The organism is Vibrio sp. ER1A, assembly GCF_000733315.1.
Lineage (GTDB): Bacteria > Pseudomonadota > Gammaproteobacteria > Enterobacterales > Vibrionaceae > Vibrio > Vibrio mediterranei.
On sequence record NZ_JPJA01000028.1, the window covers coordinates 1 to 1,827 of the forward strand.

Genomic DNA, 1,827 nt, shown 5'->3' on the forward strand with positions numbered 1-1,827 from the left:
ACTCAAGCAAACACGCCGAACCATCAAGGAAATCTCGGGAGATGGTGCATACGGTACAAGGGAGTGCCACGGAGCGATTAGGGTTAAGAAAGCGATACCTTTAATCCCTCCGCGTGAAGGTGCCGCTTTCTGGGAAAAAGCGCATCCACGTAATTTAGCATTAGGTTGTCAAAAGCTCTACGGCTCCAACAAGAAGTGGAAAAAGCGGTATGGCTATCAGAGACAGCAATGTATCGAGTGAAACAGTTGTTGGGTGGGAAATTAAGCCTCAAGAACTACGACGCTCAAGTTGGCGAGACTTACGTAATGATCAAAGCGCTGAATAAGCTTACAGGGTTAGGTATGCCTGAAACTCAGTATATCGTTTAAGAATCAAATACTACGGGACAGGCATGTCTTATCTCTGAGTTAAGCAACAAAGGCAATTTGTGACACAGCTCCATTATTTGAATTACCTTTTATTTTCGATTGAGGTTTCTGCTTCAAAGGTAGGAAAGTAAACCTTCTCTACCTTCAATTTGATGTCTATTTGGAGTTCGACTGTATAAGACAGTTCCGAATAATTAGGTTTAACGCCCTGCTAATACTGTTAGCTTTGCTTGACCTAAGCTATGAGCAAGCAAATTGAGTGATAACACTTGGGGAGTGGTATCGGAACCGATATCAAGTTTATCTACATCCAATGCTGTCAGTTTCCATTGATAACGATGAATTTCACCAGTTTGTGGACAAGAACCTATGAATCCAGGTATACCAAGGTCAGTACGACCTTGTACGCTTCCCTTAGGAAGTTTACCTCCGTCAATACCACCGGCCAAGTGATCAATGTTACCGTCGATGTTAAACAAAGTATAATGCCAAAAACCACTGCCTGTTGGAGCATCAAGGTCGAAATAACTCAGCGCAAAGCTTTTCGTATTTTCCGGAGCATTTTCCCATTTCAAGTCAGGCATTTTATTTTCACCAGAACAACCAAATTGATTTGTAAAGAATGCGTTAGAAATAGGTTTGCCATTAGCCACAGAGTCACTAGTTAAGGTGAATTCAGATGCAAATGTCGAATAAGATATAAAAACAGATACTATCAGCAATAAGGTATTTTTCATGATATTTCCTTTTATTAGAATGAAAATCAGTTGTAGAAATTATCACCACTATGTAAACAGTTTACACTTTAAATGAGGATAATATAGTCAAGCTCCTGATAACAATTTGATAAAGGGAATATTGGATTTATCAGTTTTCAAAACTACGTCCAATGAAATTGCCCCAGCGTTACGAGGTAGAATAAATGGATAAGTTACCATGAAGAAGTAGAAAGGCACTTCCCATCCACCACCTGGCATCATCCATGTATAGCCGACCATAAAGTGACCACTCATTAACTGTGCGGCAATCAAGTAAACGCAAGCTACAAACGCCCCGAATCTTGTTAGCAGCCCCAAACCTAAACAGATAGCAGCGGTCAACTCTACTAACCCTCCTAAAACGATAACGTAATGAACCAAAGGATCCGGAATACTTGTACCAATAGTGTTTGGTCCAACAACATTTGAAAAGAAACCAACCAAGCCGGCGTCGTGATGGGACAAAAATAGTTTCTCAGTACAATGCGTAAGCCAATTTAGACCAATAAAAGTTCGAAGTAACGTTAATGCCGTCAAATGTGAGCCATTTGTGTTATAACTATCTTTCGCTAATGAAATCAACTGAAATAAAAGAGGAATTAAAACTAATGATGTAATCCAACCAATGATACTCCAGTCGTGTTGATCCGCGTTACGAACCACAATTATAGCAAAAAACGTTGTAGTCAAAAACGAAATT

Annotated in this window: 2 protein-coding genes and 1 pseudogene; 1 reads left to right on the forward strand and 2 read right to left on the reverse strand. The window is 39.8% G+C overall.

The window, feature by feature from the left end; all coding sequences use genetic code 11:
• A pseudogene (locus HW45_RS03610) lies at window positions 1-369 on the forward strand (transposase); the annotation flags it as partial.
• 200 nt (window positions 370-569) lie between these two features.
• Here the strand turns inward: HW45_RS03610 and HW45_RS03615 are convergent.
• Together HW45_RS03615 and HW45_RS03620 are read right to left on the reverse strand one after the other, a co-directional pair.
• Window positions 570-1,106, reverse strand: a complete 537-nt coding sequence (locus HW45_RS03615) for a YbhB/YbcL family Raf kinase inhibitor-like protein (protein ID WP_038224864.1) — start codon at window positions 1,104-1,106, stop codon at window positions 570-572.
• 87 nt (window positions 1,107-1,193) lie between these two features.
• A partial coding sequence (locus tag HW45_RS03620; RefSeq protein ID WP_038224865.1) for a DoxX family protein occupies window positions 1,194-1,827 on the reverse strand: 634 nt, incomplete at its 5' end.

Excerpts from the sequence above, each read along its gene's own strand:
- HW45_RS03615 (WP_038224864.1), bottom strand. The coding sequence starts at position 1,106 with ATGAAAAATACCTTATTGCTGATAGTATCTGTTTTTATATCTTATTCG.